The sequence below is a fragment of the uncultured Deefgea sp. genome, from assembly GCF_947072475.1.
Classification (GTDB): domain Bacteria; phylum Pseudomonadota; class Gammaproteobacteria; order Burkholderiales; family Chitinibacteraceae; genus Deefgea.
In genome coordinates this window covers 1-20,164 of the sequence record NZ_CAMTIA010000033.1, presented here as the reverse complement: position 1 = coordinate 20,164, position 20,164 = coordinate 1, and the positions used below count along the sequence as shown (strand labels likewise).

Annotated in this window: 18 protein-coding genes and 2 riboswitches; of the genes, 9 read left to right on the top strand and 9 right to left on the bottom strand. The window is 50.0% G+C overall.

From position 1 onward, the window contains the following. Window positions 1-360 precede the first annotated feature (360 nt). Window positions 361-1,650, bottom strand: a complete 1,290-nt coding sequence (locus Q0V82_RS11080; protein ID WP_297575720.1) for a hypothetical protein — start codon at window positions 1,648-1,650, stop codon at window positions 361-363. Between the two features lie 545 nt (window positions 1,651-2,195). Between Q0V82_RS11080 and Q0V82_RS11075 the strand changes: the two genes are divergently transcribed. Continuing rightward, window positions 2,196-3,335 (top strand): GNAT family N-acetyltransferase, encoded by a 1,140-nt coding sequence (locus Q0V82_RS11075; protein ID WP_297575718.1) that lies wholly within the window; start codon window positions 2,196-2,198, stop codon window positions 3,333-3,335. Window positions 3,336-3,452: 117 nt separating this feature from the next. Here the strand turns inward: Q0V82_RS11075 and Q0V82_RS11070 are convergent, their stop codons facing one another. Together Q0V82_RS11070 and Q0V82_RS11065 are read right to left on the bottom strand one after the other, a co-directional pair. Then, window positions 3,453-5,207, bottom strand: a complete 1,755-nt coding sequence (locus tag Q0V82_RS11070) for a bifunctional UDP-sugar hydrolase/5'-nucleotidase (RefSeq protein ID WP_297575716.1) — start codon at window positions 5,205-5,207, stop codon at window positions 3,453-3,455. Window positions 5,208-5,595: 388 nt separating this feature from the next. Then, on the bottom strand, window positions 5,596-6,210 hold the full coding sequence (locus Q0V82_RS11065; protein ID WP_173533035.1) for a trimeric intracellular cation channel family protein: 615 nt from the start codon (window positions 6,208-6,210) through the stop codon (window positions 5,596-5,598). A 98-nt stretch (window positions 6,211-6,308) separates the two neighbouring features. Then, a riboswitch (glycine riboswitch) is annotated at window positions 6,309-6,405 on the bottom strand. A gap of 1 nt (window position 6,406) precedes the next feature. Further along, a riboswitch (glycine riboswitch) is annotated at window positions 6,407-6,493 on the bottom strand. Window positions 6,494-6,891: 398 nt separating this feature from the next. On the opposite strand from Q0V82_RS11065, the gene Q0V82_RS11060 reads away from it, so the two are divergent. Together Q0V82_RS11060 and Q0V82_RS11055 are read left to right on the top strand one after the other, a co-directional pair. Beyond that, on the top strand, window positions 6,892-7,398 hold the full coding sequence (locus Q0V82_RS11060; protein WP_297575713.1) for a glycine cleavage system protein R: 507 nt from the start codon (window positions 6,892-6,894) through the stop codon (window positions 7,396-7,398). After that, window positions 7,398-8,357 (top strand): ABC transporter substrate-binding protein, encoded by a 960-nt coding sequence (locus tag Q0V82_RS11055; RefSeq protein WP_297575711.1) that lies wholly within the window; start codon window positions 7,398-7,400, stop codon window positions 8,355-8,357. The genes Q0V82_RS11060 and Q0V82_RS11055 overlap by 1 nt, the downstream gene beginning before the upstream one ends. Before the next feature lie 347 nt (window positions 8,358-8,704). Here the strand turns inward: Q0V82_RS11055 and Q0V82_RS11050 are convergent, their stop codons facing one another. From Q0V82_RS11050 to ald, 6 genes are all read right to left on the bottom strand, one after another. After that, window positions 8,705-9,529, bottom strand: a complete 825-nt coding sequence (locus Q0V82_RS11050; protein ID WP_297575709.1) for a helix-turn-helix transcriptional regulator — start codon at window positions 9,527-9,529, stop codon at window positions 8,705-8,707. Window positions 9,530-9,571: 42 nt separating this feature from the next. Then, window positions 9,572-10,105 carry a YbhB/YbcL family Raf kinase inhibitor-like protein gene (locus Q0V82_RS11045; protein WP_297575707.1) on the bottom strand — a complete coding sequence of 178 codons (534 nt, stop codon included), beginning with the start codon at window positions 10,103-10,105 and terminating at the stop codon, window positions 9,572-9,574. Window positions 10,106-10,246: 141 nt separating this feature from the next. Then, entirely contained in the window at window positions 10,247-11,527 is a 1,281-nt protein-coding gene (locus Q0V82_RS11040) for an FAD-binding oxidoreductase (protein ID WP_297575705.1), read from the bottom strand. A 24-nt stretch (window positions 11,528-11,551) separates the two neighbouring features. Then, window positions 11,552-12,880, bottom strand: a complete 1,329-nt coding sequence (locus tag Q0V82_RS11035; protein WP_297575703.1) for a glutamine synthetase family protein — start codon at window positions 12,878-12,880, stop codon at window positions 11,552-11,554. Window positions 12,881-12,937: 57 nt separating this feature from the next. Next, window positions 12,938-13,687, bottom strand: coding sequence for a gamma-glutamyl-gamma-aminobutyrate hydrolase family protein (locus Q0V82_RS11030; protein WP_297575701.1), 750 nt, complete (start codon window positions 13,685-13,687; stop codon window positions 12,938-12,940). A gap of 16 nt (window positions 13,688-13,703) precedes the next feature. Beyond that, the gene (gene ald, locus Q0V82_RS11025) at window positions 13,704-14,828 is read right to left on the bottom strand and encodes an alanine dehydrogenase (RefSeq protein ID WP_297575699.1); all 1,125 of its coding nucleotides are present in this window, start codon (window positions 14,826-14,828) and stop codon (window positions 13,704-13,706) included. 210 nt (window positions 14,829-15,038) lie between these two features. Between ald and Q0V82_RS11020 the strand changes: the two genes are divergently transcribed. From Q0V82_RS11020 to Q0V82_RS10995, 6 genes are all read left to right on the top strand, one after another. After that, window positions 15,039-15,185: a hypothetical protein gene (locus Q0V82_RS11020; RefSeq protein ID WP_297575697.1), complete on the top strand. Its 147-nt coding sequence runs from the start codon at window positions 15,039-15,041 to the stop codon at window positions 15,183-15,185. 9 nt (window positions 15,186-15,194) lie between these two features. Further along, entirely contained in the window at window positions 15,195-16,673 is a 1,479-nt protein-coding gene (locus Q0V82_RS11015) for an aldehyde dehydrogenase family protein (protein WP_297575695.1), read from the top strand. A 217-nt stretch (window positions 16,674-16,890) separates the two neighbouring features. Beyond that, window positions 16,891-17,550, top strand: a complete 660-nt coding sequence (locus tag Q0V82_RS11010) for a HugZ family protein (RefSeq protein WP_297575693.1) — start codon at window positions 16,891-16,893, stop codon at window positions 17,548-17,550. Window positions 17,551-17,578: 28 nt separating this feature from the next. Continuing rightward, on the top strand, window positions 17,579-18,298 hold the full coding sequence (rstA, locus tag Q0V82_RS11005) for a two-component system response regulator RstA (protein WP_173533046.1): 720 nt from the start codon (window positions 17,579-17,581) through the stop codon (window positions 18,296-18,298). Between the two features lie 212 nt (window positions 18,299-18,510). Then, a complete protein-coding gene (locus tag Q0V82_RS11000) occupies window positions 18,511-19,806 on the top strand; it encodes an ATP-binding protein (protein WP_297575691.1) in 1,296 nt (431 codons plus the stop codon). 151 nt (window positions 19,807-19,957) lie between these two features. Continuing rightward, the coding region (locus tag Q0V82_RS10995) for a hypothetical protein (RefSeq protein WP_297575689.1) at window positions 19,958-20,164 on the top strand (207 nt) is incomplete at its 3' end.

Sequence of the window (20,164 nt, the reverse complement as noted above, 5' to 3'; positions counted from 1 at the left end):
CTCTCCCTTGATGGGAGAGGGCTAGGGTGAGGGTGATACTACGGCGTATATTTTAAGCTCAACACCCCCATCCCAACCTTCCCCCGTCGAGGGGGAAGGCGTTGAAGTCGATCAGCTCAAGCACTTGTGATATAGCCTATCAACATCAAATCTGAACAAAGCCGTGAAAATCCCATCGGGATTTGCACAGCAAAAAACGACTACGATGAAAATCAAAGGGGTCAGAAAATCAAAGGGGTCAGATTCGATTGATTTCTAGTTTTCCGTGGAATCAATCGAATCTGACCCCTTTGACTTTTCCAACTTACAACTATGCTGCGCCTCCAAAAATCAAAAGTACAGCATGCTTGTTTGTATAGCTTAGTTGGTAATTGCTGTTGTCCATGGCATAAATTGATTCAAAATCTCAATTGATTCTTTCCCATTTATTACATCCGCCAAGCGTTCCATAAACTTCAGTTCAGGATGTGCATCTTGCTCGGCACGTATAATATTTTTAGAAAAATCCCAGCCCTGCGAACGAGCGTCTGAATTTAAAATAGCTTTTAACTTGGTTAGTGCTATGTCACGTTCCTCGGGCAGGTGTGCATAGCGGTAAAAGTTGATCTCTAGGTCAAGATCCACCCCGTAATTTTTATTTGATTCTATTTGTTTTAATTGTTCTTTTGCTTCTTCATTGCGCCCTGATATAAATAATAGCTGCGCATAATTTCCTCTGGTATTCGAGTGTAGAGGGTTTGACGTAAGTGCGCGAAGATATAGGGTTTCTGCTTCTGTGTAGTCCTCTCGAAAATCTACTAAAAAGCCTGCATAACCAGCTAGCGTATGGGCAAACATTGGGTCAAGTTCAATTGCATGTTGATATAGCAGTTCCGCTTTGTCATTTTGTCCGGTTTTCTCTGCTGCCAACGCAGCATTACCTAGTCCACCAGCGGTTTGAACTTTTTCAAAACACTCCAGTGCAGTTTGATGGTCACTTTTATATGTAGCTTGAAGGCCAAGTAGAAACCAATCGTCCTCTGTTCGTTCGGCTTCTGGGACCTGTTCTGCTTTAGCTTCCAAGCGCTCAGCGCTGGCCTGTTGTTGAGTACTGAGTGGCTGTTGAATATTCTGCCGTCTAAGCACTGCAATTTCTTCTGCGTCTTTTGTGGCCTCCGCTAACCGTATTTTCAAGTCGGTTTCATAGCGAACAAAGAGTTGTTCTGCCTTTGCTGCGACATCGGTATCGAGTTTTTCCATTGCAGCTTGCGATTTAGCATCAATTTTACTTGCCAAAAAGTCATCGCTGACTCGTTCGTCTATTTTCTGCTTTAGGAAATTATCAGTAACACGGTCTTTGATTTGTTTTTCTGCTTCATTTTTGACGTGATTTTGTATCCATGTTGTTAGATTGTTCCATCCCACCCATGTCATTACTGCAATCAGAAATGAAGCAATAATCAGCACCGCTTGCAATAGGGAAACGAGGCTGTTGAAGCTAGCTACTGATTGACTGTTGAGCTTGTCGTAGGCGGAAGTTTTTTCGTCAACCGACTTTTTGATTATGTCGTCGATGCCGTCGAGTTTGGTGTTGAGTTTCTGATTCTCAGCATGTAATTCTTGAACTCTTTGCTCTAAGAATTCAATTTTCTGCTGTTCGGGGCTGCGCATTGCATCGTTGGCAAAACAGACCGTGGATAGAAAAACAAAGAGAAAACATAGGAGGCGCATTGGCATCAACTTACAGAATAATGTATGGATTGTCCTTGCTTTTATGTAAGCAAGCAAATAAAGATGTCAGATCGCGATTCGTGTGGTTTCAGAATCAAATTGGCGGGTTACGCCTTCGGCTAACCCGCCCTACAATGTCGATGTATTTGAATGCAGCCATTTATTATCAATGCGTGGCTGGCAATACATCGACCAAATTTCAAATCTCGCTGAGCTGCGCGAGATCCCTTGTATCGCTCCGAGCAAGTAGGGCGTACTCGAAGCGAAGCGCAGTACGCCGTCGCAGGTTAGCCCCAATACATCAAAACGGTTTAGCCACCATCAAGCCAATCGCCGCCAATGGCAAAAGGGTCGCCAAAGTACCTGCCCACATCCAAGCAAATCAAACCCGATAGTACAAATAACAGGTATGACTGCCAAATCCAAACGAACGGGGCAATCCATTGTGCTAGCATCATTCTCTATTCAATCTGGCAAGTGATGTCATGACCCGTATTGGCCTACTCAATACCGCCAACGATCTCAGCCCCGCACAATGGGCGCAGTTGGCACGCGGCAATGATCCATTTTTGAGTCGAGAATTCTTGGGGCTTGCCGAAAGCACTGGCGCGGCCAGCGCTGATTTAGCGTGGCAGCCTGTGCATGTCGTGCTGCAAGCGGCAGACGAATCACCGCGCGCTTTTTTGCCACTGTATTTGCGCCAGCATTCCTTTGGTGATTTTTCGCGCGATTGGCAATGGGATCAAGCTTGGCAATCCGCAGGGCTGGCCTACTATCCCAAATTGGTGTCGGCAATTCCATTTACACCATCGCCGGGGCCGCGCTGTGTCTTGGCGCAAGGCGAGCCTGAATCCACGAGAGATGAGCTAATTGCAGCAGCGATTCATGTCGCGCAAGAGCTCAAAGCCTCGTCATGGCAATGCTTGTTTGTGCAAGAGAGCGATCGCGCCGCGCTGGAAAATGCGGGGATGTTGCTGCGTGGCGGCGTGCAATTTCATTGGCAAAATCGAAATTACGCCGATTTTGACGATTTTTTGGCGACGTTCACCGCGATGAAGCGCAAAAAACTCAAGCGCGAACGCCGTTATGTCAGTGATGCGGGTTTACGTTTAGCGACTTTGCATGGTGACGAAATCGACGCGGCGAGCTGGCAAGCCATTTATCGGCAATATGCCGACACCTTCCGCCGCTATGGCAATCATCCGGCATTTTCACTCGAATTTTTCCAGCAACTCGCCGCGCAAATTGGCCGTGCAATGGTGGTGTTTGTTGCCTACCAAGGCGATGATCTGGTCGCGTCGGCGATTTGCTATCGCAGCGACACGACACTGTTTGGCCGCCATTGGGGTGCGGATATTGAATGCCCCGGCCTGCATTTTGAGCTGTGCTATTACCGAGGCATCGCCTATGCGATTGAACATGGACTGCGAACTTTTGAGCCTGGTGCACAAGGCGAACACAAGCTAACGCGCGGCTTTGAACCAGTGATGACTTGGGGCAGCTATTGGATCGCCAACCCCCGCATGCGCCACAGTGTCGCCCAATTCATCGCCCGCGAAGCCGCCGCCACCGAGCAATACCAATTGGAAATGAGCACGCATCTGCCGTTTCGGCTAGAAAGCTGAAATCAGCCTTCTAGCCACAATGCCCTGTGCTGACGATTCATTAAGTTAGATGCTTTCACGACTTCGCATAAAAAAAGCCGCCCAAAATCTGGGCGGCTGTTAACGAATTAAGTTGGATTACTTAATTTTCACCACGCGATTGAGTGCAGGCACGGCAAGGTTAGGATTGGCTTTGATATACGCTTCGAACGCATCAACATCTTGCGCACCACCAAGGATATTCGTGCCTTTGGTGAGCACGGTAAAACCGTCGCCGCCGGACGCAAGATAATTGTTCACCGTCACTCGGTAATTGAGCACACTGGAAATCGCCACGCCATTGAGCTTGATGCTGGCTGCATCGACTTTTTGCCCCGCCGCCAGCGTTGAATCCCAGCTGTAACTAAAACCATTGGAGACCAGCAAAATACGGTTAAATGGCTGATTATTGCTGTAGCCCATAAATTGCTGTTCGAGTAGTTCCTTGATTTGCGCACCATTGAGCGTCATCGATACCAAAGTATTGCCAAACGGTTGCACGGTAAAGAGCTGGCCATAAGTCACTTGCGAGGCAACCGGTACTAAATCAGCACGCACGCCGCCCGGATTCATAAACGCAATTTGCGCTGCGCCCATGTTGGCGGGTGTGGTGGCGGCCAATTGCGAATCGGCAATCACATCGCCCAGTGTGCTTTCACCGGCGGGATTGGTGGCTTTCAGCAAAGAACCGGCAATCGTACCCACAATGCGATTTTCCAGTGGTGTAACCAGCGCATCGTATTTGGTGATGATTGCAGTTTGTACAGCGTCTTTAGCGACATCATTCGTCACGACGATGTTTTTCGCCGATGATTTAATCACATCGCGAGTTTTAGGATCTAATGTCAGATCGATCTCAGAAATAACTCGGCCATATTGATTGGCGCTGGTGACCAATTTGCCATTAATTTGGCAGTTATACGCTTGATGCGTGTGGCCAGAAACGATGGCATCAACCGCCGGATCAAGGCGTTTCACGATGTCGACAATCGCGCCCGATACGCCTTTGCATTCGTTCAAACCGCCAAGCTGGGTACCACCTTCGTGCACCAACACCACAATGGCCTCGATGCCTTGTGTTTTAAGCTTAGGCACCAGTGCATTGACGGTGTCGGCTTCATCTTTGAACGTTAAGCCTGCCACGCCTGATGGCGTCACAATGCCCGGTGTGTTTTTGAGCGTCATGCCAATAAATGCGACTTTAACGCCGCTAAATTCTTTGACTTGATACTCGGGAAACAGTGTTTTGCCCGTTTTGCTATCAACGACATTCGCCGCTAAAAATTTAAACTTTGCACCGCCAAATGTCGTTCCCGCTTTGCAACCATCGCTTGGATGGCAACCGCCGCTTTGCATCCGCAATAGCTCGGTACTGCCTTCGTCAAATTCATGATTGCCAACCGCGTTGAGCTCCAGACCCATTTCATTCATGGCTTCAATCGTTGGTTCGTCGTGAAACAGCGCCGATAGCAGCGGGCTAGCGCCAATTAAATCGCCAGCGGAAACAATAATATTATTCGGGTTTTTGGCTTTCAGCGTTTTTAACCATGTTGCCAGATATTCGCTACCACCTGCGGCGACCTTGATGGATTTAGTTGCATCGGCAGGGTCGGGAATCGTTACCGTGCCACCAGGTTTTAGATTGCCGTGAAAATCATTAATCGCCAGCATTTTAACTTCAATCGGCGCCGTATTAACCACCGGTATGGGAGTCGGTGTTGCAGAAGCAGGCGTTGTTGTTGCGGCTGGTGTTGTCAGCGTCGGATCCGTGAGCGAGCCGCCTCCACAAGCGCTTAAAAACAGCGGCATGGCGCAAATTGCCAGTACCGCTTGAACAGAAGCACGAATTTTCATTGCATTCACCTCGTAAAAATTGAGGAGAGCATAAGCTTACATTCTTTCAGTTTAGATACGGCAAGGTGAAGTTTTTGTTAAGCACATATTTGAAACTGCCGGCCTCGTGAGGCAAGCAAGCAAAATAAACCAGTGAGTTGCAGAACTGTAGGTGCGATTAGCGCAGCGTAATCGCACGTATGAATTGATTGTGATTAATCGACTGGGATAACGCGGCGATGACGCCGATTTCGCGATGCTTTATCGGCGCTACGGTAGGGATGTGTGATGTTGGCATCAAATTGGCGGCTTACGCCTTCGGCTAAGCCGCCCTACGATATTGATGTACCCAAAATCAAAAAGGCCGCAAACAATGCTTTGCGGCCTTTTTGATTTTGATCGAATGAGATCAATGCATATCGTGTCGATAATTAAATGCCGGGAGTCGCCAGCCGCGTTTGAGGGCGGTGAGTCTTAGTAGTAGACCAAGGGCGAAGCAGGCGGCGACGTTGAGGTCGTGGTCGATCTTGAGCGTGAATAGGCCGATATACAGTAAGCCGACCAGCATCGAGACGCTGGCGTAGAGCTCGCGTAAAAAAACGATGGGTACTCGATTGCAGAGCATATCGCGCAAGATGCCGCCGGCAATACCCGTAATCATGCCAGATAATAAAACGATTAGCGGGTGGTAGTTCATGGCCAAAGCCACGTCGCAGCCGATGATGGTAAAGGCGATAAGGCCAAGGGCGTCGAGGAACATAAATAGCCGATTGAGGCGTTTCATATGGCGGCTAATCAAAACGGCGGCGATGCCGCTGGCGATCACTAAAGCCACGTATTCAGGATGCTGCGTCCATGCGATGGGGTAGCGGCCGAGCAAAATATCGCGCACCGTGCCGCCGCCTAAGGCAGTTAAAAAAGCGATGACCGATACGCCAAAAATATCCATATTGCGCCGGCCTGCGGCCAAGGCGCCGGTCATGGCTTCGGCCGAAATGGCCAGTAAATAGATCAAAGTGAGCATGGGCGAGCTCGCGGTGTATTGCTTGGGGCTTGGTTGGGTTGGTGCGGATAGATTGCGGACAAGGCGGGCTCCTAGTGTGAATTCCAAGTCTTGGAATAGCCTCTCCCTTTGTCCTTTTACCTGAGAGTTGCGTGGCGGGTGCCACTTGCCCCTTCGGTGGGTTGCGCTAAGCAACCGCTCTCCAATTGGCTGAATCAAAATTCCTGCGGTACATGGGCCTGAGCGATTCTGGGAGCTTGCGTCTTCGGCGAAGGCAGATGCCTTTCTCTCCCGCGAGGAGGGGCGATGCTAACGCTAAAGCGGCGACGCGTCAATTTAAGTGGCGCTAGATTATTGGTGATTTAAATGTGGATTTCATCGTTATGGATTGCTAATTACTGCATTTATCAATGGGTATTAGCGCCATGCATTGACTGCGTGATGGTCCGATTGCTATTGGTGATGACGGATTAAAAATAAGGATTGAATGCCGTGAATGAAATAATTTTAAATCAGGCATTTTTATTGGTTGCTGCTTGGGTAAGGTGAATGCTGCGCCGTCACATACGCATCCGTATGCTGGCCGTAGTGCGCCTCATTTCGTTTGTTGTGGGAATTTCGCTGCGTAATTCGGGTAATTGTTAGTTTGGCTTTAGAAATCGGCTAAGCTAAGTCTCTATGGTGATTTGGCAAAGGTAGATCATGAATAATGTATTGATTGTTTCAGTGATTGGCCCAGATCGATCGGGATTGGTTGAGCAATTGTCGGCGACGATTGCAGCTAAAAATGGCAATTGGCTTGAGTCTTCTTTTTCTCGTTTAGCCGGGCAGTTTTCGGGAATTATTAAAATTGCAGTCACTGGTGCCGGTGAAGAGGTGTTATTGGCTTTGCAGCAAATCGCCGGTTTAGATATTCGTGGGGTATTGGATATTGAGCGCGAAGAGACGGCGCTGATGTTGCAAAGTGTAGCCTTAAGTTTAGTTGGCCATGATCGCGTTGGGATTGTTAAAGATGTAGCGACGATTTTGGCGCGGTTTGCGGTGAATATTGAAAAACTAGATACCTGGTTATCGAGTGCCGCGATGTCGGGCGAAATGATGTTTCATGCGCAATTAATCTTATCTGCGCCGTTGGACGTTGATTTAGACCAAGTGCATCGTCAATTAGAATGTATTGCTGATGATTTAATCGTCGAGTGGACGGATTAATGTCCTATTTACGTTATTTGGCGTTGCTGCTGTTTTTTCTGGCGTCCTCCGTGATGGCTTATCCCTTAGTGATTGTGGTGGAGAGTTATCATCCAGAAAATGCTTGGGATAAAGCGTATTTAAATGGTTTACGCAGTAAATTAGATGGCGTCGCTGAGCTGGATTTTATTGCTTTAGATACTAAGCGTTTACCCACCAGCGCGCATCTGGAACAAGCTGATTTGGCTTTTTATGAAATTCAGCAAAAAAAGCCTGATTTAGTGGTTTTGGGTGATGATGCCGCCTTGGCTTTATTGGGGCCTAGATTGGCCAGAATGAAAATGCCCGTGGTCTTTTTAGGGGTCAATGCCGATCCGGCACAGTATTTTGGCGGTAAATTACCCGCAAGCATCACTGGGGTGATTGAGCGCCCTTTGTATCAGCAAAACTTTAATTTAATTCGTGAGTTATTACCGCAAGCAAAAAATATTTTAGTGTTATTAGATCAAGATCGGAGCGCATCTTTTTTACAGGCCGATATTCAACGTTTAAAGCACAATGATATTGATGTGGTGTTGGTGAATCATTATTCGATTTGGAAAAATAAAGTGATGAATGCCAATTTGCAATACGATGCCATTGTATTGGGCACTTATCAGGCCTTAATTGGGGCCGATGGCCAGCATGTGGACGCCGATGAGGTGATGTCGTGGACGCGCGCGCACAGCCCGGTGCCGATTTTTAGCTTTTGGGATGTGGCCATTAGTCGGCAGGGCGCTGCTGGCGGGATGGTGTTATCCGGGTTTGAGCATGGCGCAGCGGCCGGAACAATGGCGCGCGCGCTGTTGCAACAGCCTCGGCAGGTGTTGCCTGTGCAACAAAGTAGCCCTGGGCATTTGATATTTAGCCGAGCGCAGGCCCATTATTGGAAAATTCAAATCCCCCGCAAAATGAGTAAACGAGTGAGTTGGTTGCCTTAAATTGGCTCTTTTTTAGTGGCGATGTTTAGATGACGAGTTGATGGTTTTAAGTGCCTGCGGCACGGCTATTTACAGTCGCAGTCAGTGGCGACCCCCTCTTTCTTTGACTCGCCAAAGAAAGAGGGGGAAAGAAAGGCGCCCCGGGCGCGCACAGCTCCGCTGTGAGCCCTGCACCCCGCGTCGCTAAGCGGCAAAGCCGCTAAGCTTTGGCGTCGCCTCGATTGTCGTGAGCCAAACGATAAAACCGTTTGTCTCCCTTTCGCACTCGGTGCGCTTGGACGGGATTTTAAGCCCCAGCTCGACGAGCGCGGCACAGCATCAATAGCAAATTGCCAGAATACATAATTTTAATTGCGGGCAGCCAGTGCAGCACCTGAGGCAACGGTGGCTCGGAGTTGCAGCGGTTTGACGCCAAATTGTTGGCTAAAACGGCTGCTAAAACGGGAGGCCGAGGCATAACCACATTGCTGGGCGATATTGCCGATGCTGTGTGAGGTGCTTTGTATCATGCCTAAGGCGGTATTTAAGCGCACTTGTTCGAGTAAACGCCGAAATGAACTGCCTTCTTGCATTAATTGTCGGCGCAATGTCGACGCGCCTAAATGTAATTGCTGCGCCATTTGCTCAACCGTCCACGGCTTGCTGGTGTCGAGCAATAATAATTGCTGCACACGCTGGCTAATTGAATCGCCTTTATCGATAAAAATCGCTTGTCCTTGCCCCGCCATAGCTAGAGCGAGCAGTAAGCCGATGGCGCGATGATGTAATAAAGGAGTTGGTTCTGCGTCGCTGGCTTGAAATAACTGATCCCATTGCATGGCGACCCATGGATCAAGCTTGACGCAAAGCTGCGCAGGCAGCAGCAGTGCCGCCCGCAAAACTTCGGGGTATTGCTGCCGACAGCTCGCAATCAGCTGCGGGTCGAGCAATACCACATCACAGGCATAGCCAGAATGATCGGCTTGATTACGCAGCGTCACTTCTAGCCCGGCGGGTGCAATGACCAAATCGCCCTCACGGGCAATGAAATGCTTCTCGCCAATAAAGAGGTGTTTTTCACCTTGGCGCACGCGCATCAGCATGGGCTGCAAGCAGCAAATTTGGCGCAAAGATTGCGTTGATTTGGCTTGGATTTGGCTCAATTTGATTTGTTTAGTTTGTAATGCAGGCATTGCCGCTGGCTCTTATGTGCTGGCGGCAGTTTGCCGCGTGGATTATTTGCTGCGCTGATAGGTGGCAGTGAGTTGTGCTTTAGCCAGTTGATGTTGGTTAAGCATAAAGCCGACTAAGGCACCGCTGGCATTGGCATCGACTGGGAGTTTTTCAGTATCTAAAGCCCAAACGGTATAAATATAGCGATGCGCTTTATCGCCAGGAGGAGGGCAAGCGCCGCCATAACCGGGTTGGCCAAAGTCGGTGCGGGTTTCAAGTGCGCCGGCAGGCACTGCGCCGCTGGCAATCGATTGCACTTTGGCCGGAATATTCACTACATTCCAATGCCACCAGCCGCTACCCGTTGGTGCGTCTGGATCAAACACGGTGACGGCAAAGCTTTTGGTGCCGGCTGGGGCGTTTTTCCAGCTCAGTTGCGGTGAAATATTGCTGCCACTGCAGCCAAAACTATTGAATTCTTGTTTTTGAGTCATTGGCGTATTGGCTTGGATGTCTTGGCTGCTGAGTTGGAACTCAGCGGCAAAGGCAGTGTGCAGACTAAAGGCCATAAATAAAGCGGTGCTAATGAGTTTCATGATTGCTCTCCGTGTTGTTGAGAAGCCATCATACGCAGCATCTTAAAGATTGCTGGTTCAGCAAAGCTCATATTTTATCCTTAAACGCTCTATTTTGTGATTTATTTATTATTTTTGAGCGTTTAAAGCTTTTTGGGCGATTTAAATACCGAATTGATCGCGTAGGGCGTAATACCAAGCGCCCAATGCGGTGAGCGGTATGCGCAATAAGCGCCCGCCGGGAAAAGGGTGGTGCGGCAGTTTGGCAAAAGCATCAAATTGGCTGTTATGCCCTTGTATGGCTTGCGCCAATAAGCGCCCTGCCAAATGCGTATAAGTCACGCCGTGGCCGCTGCAGCCTTGTGAGTAATACAGATTGCTGCCCAGTCGGCCCATTTGCGGTAAGCGCGATAGTGTTAATGAGAAATTCCCAGTCCACGCATAGTCGATTTGAATATGGCTGAGCTGAGGAAACGTTCGGCGTAAATTCGGCACAATCACCGCTTCAATATGCGCTAAGTCGCGTGCACCATAGGTCACGCCACCGCCATAAATTAAGCGCCGATCGGCACTTAAGCGATAATAATCGAGCAAAAAATTACAATCTTCGACGCAATAATTGCTGGGAATCAGTTCTTCAGCCAGTGCGCCCAGTGGCTCGGTGGCGACGACTTGGCTGCCACAAGGCATGGTTTTGGCGGCGAGCTCTGGGATTAAATCACCCAAATAGGCATTGCAAGCGACAATCACAAACTGGCAACGTACCGAGCCCTGCGCCGTTTGCACCACCGGGCGGGTGCCGCGTTGAATTTGCGTTACCGCCGATTGCTCAAAAATTTGTCCGCCCAAGGATTCAAAAGCCGCGGCTTCACCGAGCGCCAGATTGAGCGGATGGATATGCCCGGCACTATGGTCAACTAATCCGCCAACATAGCGCTCACTGGCAACGGCTTGGCCAATGGCCGCTTGGTCTAGCATTTCTAGCTGGGTATGGCCGTAGCGCTCCCAGAGTGCCTTTTGTGCAGCCAGATGCCCCAGTTGTTTGTTGCTAAGCGCCGCAAACAGGCCACCATTTTTAAGGTCGCAATCGATTTGATAGTGGGCGATTCTTTGGCGAATAATTTGATTGCCAGTAAACGCCATCGCGCCCAAAGCGTCGGCACTGGCTTTGCCATATTGCCGTTCAATCACATCCATATCGCGCGAATACGAATTCACAATTTGCCCGCCATTGCGCCCCGAAGCTCCCCAAGCGATTTGTGCCTGCTCCAAAATAACCACGTTATAACCCGCTTCTGCTAAAAACAGACCGGCCGATAATCCTGTAAATCCGGCACCAATAATGCAGATATCGACGTCTAAATCGCGATTGAGCTCAGGCCTTGCCGGTTGTGGGTGGGCGCTGGCGGCGTAATACGAGGCGGCGTGCTTGATTTGACTCATAGGGTATCCGTTGGCAAAACAGCATCAAACATGCAATAGCAAGTGCTTACGCTCCCACGGGCTGATCACTTTGGCGTACTCGATATATTCCGATTGTTTGACGGCACAATACGCGGTAATGAATTTTTCACCCAGTACCTCGGCAATCGGCGCGCATTCTGCCAATTGGTTAATCGCGCCTTCGAGCTCTCTGGCAAAGGCAAACGGCAGGCTGTACGCGTCGCCAGTGAGTGGCTCGGTCGGTTCGAGCGCTTCGACAATGCCCAAATAAGCGCAGGCCAAAGTAGCGGCCAAAGCCAAGTAGGGATTGCAATCGACCCCGGGAACGCGATTTTCAATTCGCCGTGCTGCAGGGGTGGAATACGGAATACGAATGCCGCAAGTGCGGTTATCAAAACCCCATTGCACATTGATTGGGGCGGCGTAATAGCGAGTGAGCCGGCGATAGCTGTTCACAAACGGCGCAAACAGTGAAATCACTGCCGGAAAGTATTTTTGCATGCCAGCGATCGATTGATAAAACACCGTGCTCGGTTGCCCGTCGTCATTGGAGTAAATATTTTTACCGCTGGTTTTATCCACCACACTCATATGAATATGCATGGCCGAGCCGGGCTCGTGCTCCATCGGTTTGGCCATAAAGGTGGCATACATTTGATGGCGAATCGCCGCTTCGCGCACCGTACGTTTAAATAAGAAAATCTGATCGGCGAGTTCTAAGGCGTTGCCATGCAAGAAATTGATCTCCATTTGGCAAGCGCCGACTTCATGAATCAAGGTGTCGATTTGTAATCCTTGGGCATCGCAATAGTCATACACGTCTTCAAATAAATCATCATATTCATTCACCGCATCAATCGAATACGCTTTGCGTCCGGTTTCGGGCCGTCCAGTTCGCCCTAGCGGCGGTTGCAATGGCAGGTCTGGGTCGCGATTAATATCGACCAAATAAAATTCCATTTCGGGGGCAACCACCGGCTCCCAGCCGCGATCTTCGTAGAGCTTTAATACCCGCCGCAACACATAGCGGGGCGATAGCTCAACGGGGGTGCCGTCAAAATGAAAACAATCATGAATCACTTGCGCCACCGGGTCTTTGGCCCAAGGCACGAGGCGAATGGTATTGGGGTCGGGAATCAGCACCATATCGGGATCGGTACTGGGGGTGATGCCCTCGGCGTATTCACCGGTCACCGTTTGCACCAGCACCACTTGCGGCAAGCGCATGCCGTCGTCTTCGTTAAACTTCTCGCGCGGAACGATTTTGCCACGGGCAATGCCCGTAAAATCTGGGGTTACGCATTCCACTTCGGTGATTCGCCGCTCGCGCAGCCATTCGCTAATTAAGCTCATCATCATTCCTTCAAACAAAAGTGCTGCGCTTGGGTGAGGGCGGATTGTCTTACCCGCTTAAGCGAAATGTTTATGTTGGTAATGCGCCTGACAGGCAGCAGCAAAAGCGTTAAAGATCGCCATCGATAGCGGGTTGTCGGCGTATTGCCATTCTGGATGCCACTGCACGGCCAGATTAAAGCTTGGCGCGTCGGCCAAGCGAAACGCTTCGATTAAGCCGTCGGGGGCAATCGCCTCAGCGACTAAGCCGTGGCCTAATTGTTTGACGCCTTGTTGATGCAGCGAGTTGACCATTGCCTGTGGCTGTCCATATAGGCGGTGGAGTAAGCCGTCAGGCACCAGCTCGATGGGGTGAGCAGCACCATACATAGCGTCGATATCACCTTTAGGTTCGCGGTGATCGAGCATGTGATCCAGCGTTTGAATTTGTTGATGCAGGCTGCCACCGAAAGCGACATTGATTTCTTGCGCCCCACGGCATAAGCCCAAAATCGGGATGTGGGCCGCAATCGCGGCGCGAATAAAGGGTAGGGTGGTGGCGTCGCGCGCTGCGTCATTAAAGTCATCGGCTAAGGGCGTACCGCCATAATGTTCGGGTTCAATATTGCTATTACTACCGGTAAACAGCAGCCCGTCGACCAGCGCTAAAATTTGCGCATGATCACGAGCGCCTAAGGCGGGAATCAACAGCGGTAAGCCACCGGTTCCGGCAATGGCGGCGAGGTATTTTTCTCCGGCTAGATGATAAAAATGGCCACTTTCTAAGCGCCAACGACAGCAAACAATACCAATGATGGGTAGACCCATAACGATCTCTTTATATTTAAATCAATGTGGCTAAGAGGTGTTCACTCGGGGTGTAATCGAGCGCTAAATCCCGCGCCACCGCCGCATAAGTGAGCTTGCCATGGCAGATATTGAGGCCATTGCGTAAATGCGCATCATTTTGCAAGGCGCGTTGCCAACCTTGATTGGCCAAAGCCAGCGCAAACGGTAAGGTGGCATTGGTCAGCGCCAAGGTGGCGGTCCGCGCCACGCCGCCGGGCATATTGGCGACGCAATAATGAATCACATTGTCGACCACATACGTTGGCGACTCATGCGTGGTGGCGTGAGAGGTTTCAAAGCAGCCGCCTTGATCAATCGCCACGTCGACTAACACCGAGCCCGGTTTCATCAACTTGAGCATTTGCCGCGAGATTAATTTTGGCGCTGCAGCGCCGGGGATGAGTACCGCGCCAATGACTAAATCGGCGCTGGCGAGCGCCACTTCGATGGCGTCGGTGGTCGAAAACAGCGTGGTCAGTTGCGGACCAAATTGAGCGTCTAGCTCTTTAAGTCGCGCTAAAGACACATCAAACAGCGACACGTTGGCGCCTAAACCCAGCGCCATTCTGGCGGCATTGATACCGACCACACCGCCGCCTAACACGATCACATTGGCTGGCGCGACGCCGGGTACGCCGCTGAGCAAAATCCCTGAGCCGCCTTGGGTTTTTTCTAAGCAGTGCGCGCCAGCTTGAATCGACATTCGCCCAGCGACCTCGGACATCGGCGCTAATAATGGCAAGCCCCCGCGTGCATCGGTGACGGTTTCATAGGCAATGGCAATGCATTCGCTGGCCAGCAAGCCTTGGGTTTGTTCGGGATCGGCAGCTAAGTGCAGATAAGTAAACAGGATCTGCCCGGGCCGCAGTTGGGCAATTTCGCTGGCTTGTGGCTCTTTGACTTTGATAATCATCTCGGCGCGTTGATAAATTTCTTGCGCCGAATCGACAATCTGCGCACCGGCGCCGATGTAATGGTGCGCGGTAAAACCCACCGCGTCGCCTGCGTATTGCTGGATTAACACTTGATGGCCGTGTTTGACGAGTTCTTTCACCCCACTGGGAGTAAGTCCAACCCGATATTCGTGATTTTTAATTTCTTTCGGTATGCCGATCAACATCTGATTCACCTTGGCGCGCAATGGCGATGATTATTTTTAACGAGCTTACTTAGAGTGTAGCTAGGTAATTGCCTTTTCCAAGGTTGGTTTCTTAACTCTGCTGACGATTTATTGACAAAGCGACTTTGGGGTTGAGGGGCTAGTAGGGCACTAATCGCGTTAGCGTCAGCGCGCTAGAAAACCCGCGTCAACAGTTTCTGGTCATGGTGTATGCTAAAAGTCAGCTCGTTTGGGTTTGACCCGGCAGATGAATACGGTATTGGATCGAGATCGATGCCAGTTAATCGAATTCACTCGGCCGCGTTGCTCGATACTCAATCGCGCAATATGCGCCGCATTGATAAAGCCACTTTATAAGAGAAAATCATGGCAAAAACTCAGCAAGATTGGTCGGCACTCGCCGCGCAGTTGCAGTTTGAAGGGCGCGCTTTTATTGATGGTGCGTATTGCCAAACCGCGAACACCTTTGCTTGTATTAATCCAGCAACGCGGCAGGTTTTGACCGCAGTGAGCCGGTGCGCGGACATTGAAGTGAATACGGCGGTGCGTGCGGCACGCGCAGCGTTTAATGATCAGCGTTGGGCAGGCTTAGCCCCAGCTGCGCGCAAAAGTATTTTGCTGCGTTTAGCCGCTTTGATTCGCGAGCACGCCGATGAGTTGGCGCTGCTAGAAACCCTCGACACCGGCAAGCCGATTTCGGACGCTTTGGCGGTGGATATTGCGGGTAGCGCGTATTGCATTCAGTGGTTTGCCGAGGCAATTGATAAAGTCGGCGGTGAAGTGGTGCCCGTGGCGGGCAATATGCTGGGTATGGTGACCCGAGAGCCAGTGGGCGTAGTGGCTGCGGTGGTGCCTTGGAATTTTCCACTGTTGATGAGTAGCTGGAAAATCGCCCCCGCCTTGGCTATGGGCAATTCGGTGATTTTAAAACCATCCGAAAAATCGCCATTAACAGCAATTTATATTGCCGCTTTAGCCAAAACAGCAGGACTGCCCGATGGTGTGTTGCAAGTGCTACCGGGCGCGGCCGAAACCGGGCGCTTATTGGCTGAGCATCTCGACGTCGATTGCATTACCTTTACCGGCTCAACCGCGGTGGGCAAAGCGATTATGCAGGCGGCAGCACAGAGTAATTTAAAACGCGTTTGGCTTGAGTTGGGTGGCAAATCGCCGAATATTATTTTGGCCGATTGCGCCGATGTGGGGGCTGCCGCCGCGGCTGCAGCGGGTGGGATTTTTTATAACCAAGGCGAAATGTGCTCCGCTGGTTCGCGTGTTTTGGTGCAAAAGGCGATTTACCCTGAATTTATGGCGGCCTTGCAAGCCGCCGCTAAGGATTACGCGCCAGCCAATCCACTCGATCCGGCAACCAGAATGGGTGCCATCGTTGATGAGATTCAATACCAAAAAGTGTTGGCTTGGATTGATATCGCTAAGCAAGAGGCCGAATGGTTGGGCGGTGGCGAAGCGGTGCAAGTGGCAACGGGCTGGTTTATTACCCCGGCTATTTTTAAAGCCAGCGCATCAGCGCGCATTGCGCGCGAAGAAATCTTTGGCCCAGTGTGTACGGTGATCGTGTTTGATACGCCAGCTGAAGCCATTGCCATTGCCAATGATAGTGAATACGGTTTGGCGGCTGCGGTGTGGACTCGCGACTTAAATACCGCGCACAGCATGGCTAAACAATTACGCGCTGGCACCGTATGGATTAATTGCTACGACGAAGGGGGGGATATGAATCTGCCTTTTGGTGGCTATAAGCAATCGGGCAATGGCCGCGATAAATCGCTACACGCATTAGAAAAATACACCGAGTTGAAATCGACGTTGATTAAATTGTCTTAAAACAAAGAATTTGGCAATTGATCCACTGGATTACGATGCACTGCATTTAAAATAGCAAAGGGTATTGAACGCTAGGCCTTATTTTAATAAGCCTAGCGTTCAATACCCTTTTGTTTTTTTGAGGTTTATTGGCATCGATTGCCGCTGCTTTTTAAATTGCGGCTTTTTTTAGTATAAAATCATCGCCGATGAACCTCCATCGAGCGCATACCTCATTATGACCCAATCATCGGCCTTGTTTTCATCGGCACTGGCCTTATTGCGGCAAACTCAGCATGGCGTATTGGCGACGCAATCGCTGGTGCTGCCCGGTTATCCGCATGCCTCATGGTTGCCGTTTATATTGGATGAGGCTGGACGCATTGTGCTAGTAATAAGCCGTTTGGCTGAGCACACGCAGAATGTGTTATTGGATGAAAAAGTCAGCTTTTTAGTTCATGAGCCAAGCGCCACATTATCGGGTGCTCGGTTGACGATTTTGGGTGATTTACAGCCGGTGCCGGATGATCCATTGCTGGTAGCGCGCTTGGCGCGGCAAAATCCGCAATTAGCCAGCTATTTGGCGATGGCTGATTTTTCGGTGTGGCGTTTATGGCCGCGCCGAGCGCGCTATATCGCCGGATTTGGCAAAATGGGCTGGATAGCAGGGGAAGAGTGGCAGACTGCAGCCCAGCTGAGTTTGGCCGATGAAGCTGCACTCATTCAGAGCACCCAGCAGCCCGAGGGTTGTGAATTGATTGGTGTTGATTGGGCTGGCTGTGATGTGCGCCGCAATGGACGGCTGGAACGGCATATTTTGCATTGCGATTGTTTCGATCTGGCTGCGCTACGCGTGGCGATTGATTCTGTGATTCGGGATGCAGTGATTCGGGCATGACTGCCCAAGGTAAGACAAAGGATAAACCATGAGTACCCGAGTATTATTTGTTGAAGACGACGCTGAATTGGCCGAATTGATTGGCGGTTTTTTGCGCTCGTTTGAGTTTACCGTCGAAGTACTCGGCGATGGTTTAGGGGTGAATGACAATGTGAAAGCCAATCCCCCTGATTTGATTTTGCTCGATATTATGTTGCCCGGCAAAGATGGTTTGACCATTTGCCGCGAACTGCGTGAATTTTATACTGGGCCGATTGTGCTGCTCACCTCGCTCAATAGCGATATGAATCAGATTTTGGGCTTTGAAATCGGCGCGACCGATTACGTGGTTAAAACCACGCCGCCTTCAGTGCTATTGGCGCGGATTCGTTCTCATTTACGCCACGCCGGTAGTGGTAGTTTGCTGGCGGCGGTGCCGGTGCAAGATCAGTCACGGCTTAACTTTGGTCGTTTACAAATTGATGCCCGCAATCGCAGTGCGGTGTATCGCGGCGAGCAAATGGGTTTGTCGAGCAGCGATTTTGATTTGCTGTGGGAATTGGCCAGCCACGCCGGCGAGATTTTAAGCCGTGATCATTTGCTGAAAAAACTGCGCGGTATTGAATACGATGGCCTTGATCGCAGTATGGATGTGGCGATTTCGCGCTTACGTAAAAAACTCGACGATGATCCGATTGACCCCCGCAAAATCAAAACCATCCGAAACAAAGGGTATTTGTTTGCGAGTGACATTTGGCAAGACGAGTAATCATATACCCTCATGTTTATTCTAAATACGAGGGTAAAAAAACGATTTACCACAGAGTCACAGAGACACAGAGAAAACCATTAGATTGGGTGCTGTAGCGAAACCAAAACTGATTTTGTTCAAAGATGTCTTGTGTTTTTCCTCTGCGTCTCTGTGCCTCTGTGGTGAGGTTGTTCTAGCCATATTCTAATATTTCGCCCCTCGGATTTTTCATGCGCCAAGTTTTTTTGCGATTTTATTTGACCGTTGTCGTGTGTTTTTTAGCCACGTCTTTACTCATTGGCGGCATTTATAAGCAGCTCATCGAGCGCACTAATCAGCGTTACCTCACCGATATTTTTAAATCGACGGTGTCGATTATTGAAGAAGAACTTGGTGATTTGCCGCCGTCTTTATGGCATGACGAAGCATCGCGTTTGCGCGGTAAATTGCCGGTGCCGGTGCAAATTGAAAAGCTCGGCGAATACAGCTTAAGCGTCGAGAATCAAAAGTCTTTAGAAAAGGGCGATATTATTTTATTGCTCGATAAAGGGCTTTATATTCATCGGATTCACAAAACCGATCAAATGGTGGTGTTGGGGCCGATTCCATTTTTGACCGATTTGGATAATATTTCTTGGCTCGATTTCTTAGCCTTATTGATGATGGGGGCGGCGCTGGGTTTGCCAACCTGGCTCTGGCTGCGGCCATTTTGGCGTGATCTATTGCAAATCGTTCAACAAAGCCGCCGCGTAGGGCAAGGGGATTTTGCTGCCCGAGTCAAACTCGACGAAAGTTCGGCCTTGGCTTCTTTGGGCGTGACCTTTAATAGTATGGCGCAAGACGTTGAGCAGCTAACGACTTCGCGGCGCGCCATGATTGATGCGGTATCGCATGATTTACGCACGCCTTTAGCGCGGATGCGTTATCGCTTAGAGGCGATTAAATCCGGTGCCGACAGTGGCCCGCAAGTGGCCGCATTAGAGCGCGATTTAGGTCAGATTGACGCCTTGATCGAAGAGTGGCTAACGATGTCGAGCTTGGATAGCCCGCAAATGCAGATGAATATCCAGCCGCAAGCGATGTTGCCTTGGCTAGGTAAAATCGCCGCCGAGTTTAGCTTGAGTGGCAAAGCGCCAGTGGTTGTGAATCAAATTGATCTGATTGATCCACATCTGGAAATAGATAGTTATTACTTTGGCCGTGCGGTGAGTAATGTTTTAAGTAATGCCCGCCGCTATGGGGGCGATACCATTTTGATGACGCTCAAATGGCATGACGGCATGGCGCAATTGCTGATTGATGATAATGGCGAGGGGATTCCAGAGGAACAACGCAGTCGTTTATTGCAACCCTTTACGCGAATGGAAGGCAGCCGTAATAAAGCCACCGGTGGTTTTGGTTTGGGCTTGGCGATTGTGGCGATGATTTTGCGCGGTCATGGTGGGCAGGTGAGCATTGAGAGTGCGCCAGCGGGCGGGGCGCGGATTATTTTGGCGTGGCCTTGTGCTTTACGGTTTGATCTGTAAGTGAATTGCAAGTTATGTAACTTAACTACGTACTTTCAGTTACAAGACGCAACCAAGGTCCACTTCTCTCTTTGGTACGCCCAACGCATAATCCGTTCCGTCAAAGCTGCGATACAAATCCAGCTAACCCCAATTTTAAGAGATGATCAAAATGAACAAATTCCTCGCTATCATTGCAGCTGCTGTTTTGTCTTCTACTGTTGCTATCGCTGCTGCGCCAGCTTCTTCTGCTTCTGCAGTAAAAGAAGTGAAAGTTGAAAAACACGCTAAGAAAGCTTCTACTGCACAAAAAGCATCGACTGTACAAAAAGCACAAGCTAAAAAAGCTTCTGGCGCTTCTGTAGCTTCTGCTGCACAA

Bases quoted from the DNA above. Each gene is read 5' to 3' on its own strand.
- Q0V82_RS11040 (WP_297575705.1), bottom strand. From the start codon at position 11,527: ATGAGTCAAATCAAGCACGCCGCCTCGTATTACGCCGCCAGCGCCCAC.
- Q0V82_RS11080 (WP_297575720.1), bottom strand. From the start codon at position 1,650: ATGCGCAGCCCCGAACAGCAGAAAATTGAATTCTTAGAGCAAAGAGTT.
- Q0V82_RS11035 (WP_297575703.1), bottom strand. From the start codon at position 12,880: ATGAGCTTAATTAGCGAATGGCTGCGCGAGCGGCGAATCACCGAAGTG.
- rstA (WP_173533046.1), top strand. From the start codon at position 17,579: ATGAGTACCCGAGTATTATTTGTTGAAGACGACGCTGAATTGGCCGAA.
- Q0V82_RS11055 (WP_297575711.1), top strand. From the start codon at position 7,398: ATGTCCTATTTACGTTATTTGGCGTTGCTGCTGTTTTTTCTGGCGTCC.
- Q0V82_RS11060 (WP_297575713.1), top strand. From the start codon at position 6,892: ATGAATAATGTATTGATTGTTTCAGTGATTGGCCCAGATCGATCGGGA.
- Q0V82_RS11065 (WP_173533035.1), bottom strand. From the start codon at position 6,210: ATGCTCACTTTGATCTATTTACTGGCCATTTCGGCCGAAGCCATGACC.
- Q0V82_RS11050 (WP_297575709.1), bottom strand. From the start codon at position 9,529: ATGCCTGCATTACAAACTAAACAAATCAAATTGAGCCAAATCCAAGCC.
- Q0V82_RS11020 (WP_297575697.1), top strand. From the start codon at position 15,039: ATGCTAAAAGTCAGCTCGTTTGGGTTTGACCCGGCAGATGAATACGGT.
- ald (WP_297575699.1), bottom strand. From the start codon at position 14,828: ATGTTGATCGGCATACCGAAAGAAATTAAAAATCACGAATATCGGGTT.
- Q0V82_RS11030 (WP_297575701.1), bottom strand. From the start codon at position 13,687: ATGGGTCTACCCATCATTGGTATTGTTTGCTGTCGTTGGCGCTTAGAA.
- Q0V82_RS11010 (WP_297575693.1), top strand. From the start codon at position 16,891: ATGACCCAATCATCGGCCTTGTTTTCATCGGCACTGGCCTTATTGCGG.
- Q0V82_RS11000 (WP_297575691.1), top strand. From the start codon at position 18,511: ATGCGCCAAGTTTTTTTGCGATTTTATTTGACCGTTGTCGTGTGTTTT.
- Q0V82_RS11075 (WP_297575718.1), top strand. From the start codon at position 2,196: ATGACCCGTATTGGCCTACTCAATACCGCCAACGATCTCAGCCCCGCA.
- Q0V82_RS11070 (WP_297575716.1), bottom strand. From the start codon at position 5,207: ATGAAAATTCGTGCTTCTGTTCAAGCGGTACTGGCAATTTGCGCCATG.
- Q0V82_RS11045 (WP_297575707.1), bottom strand. From the start codon at position 10,105: ATGAAACTCATTAGCACCGCTTTATTTATGGCCTTTAGTCTGCACACT.
- Q0V82_RS11015 (WP_297575695.1), top strand. From the start codon at position 15,195: ATGGCAAAAACTCAGCAAGATTGGTCGGCACTCGCCGCGCAGTTGCAG.